We start from the raw sequence: 253 nt of genomic DNA on the forward strand, positions 1-253 counted from the left end.
GCCGCGGCCGCGCGGACGGCGCGGCATGCCGCTGTCGGCGCCGCGCGGGGCCTGCTGGCCGCCCTGTGGACGGCGTCCGGCGCCGGCGTTGCCGAAACCGAAGGTCGTTTGCAGCGGATCGGGCTGGCGCGGACGGCCGCCCTGCCCGCCCTGGCCACCCTGGCCGCCGGGGCCGGGACGGCCGCGTCCCTGGCCCTGCGGTCCGGCGCCCTGCCCCTGCGGACGGCCCTGGCCGCCCTGGCCCTGGCCTTGC

General features: G+C 82.6%; 1 pseudogene. It reads right to left on the reverse strand.

The window, feature by feature from the left end:
• Nucleotides 1-253: pseudogene (locus C7C56_RS08060) on the reverse strand (23S rRNA pseudouridylate synthase B); the annotation flags it as partial.

Origin of the sequence: Massilia glaciei, from assembly GCF_003011895.2 — a bacterium.
In the GTDB taxonomy this organism is placed as follows: domain Bacteria; phylum Pseudomonadota; class Gammaproteobacteria; order Burkholderiales; family Burkholderiaceae_D; genus Telluria_A; species Telluria_A glaciei.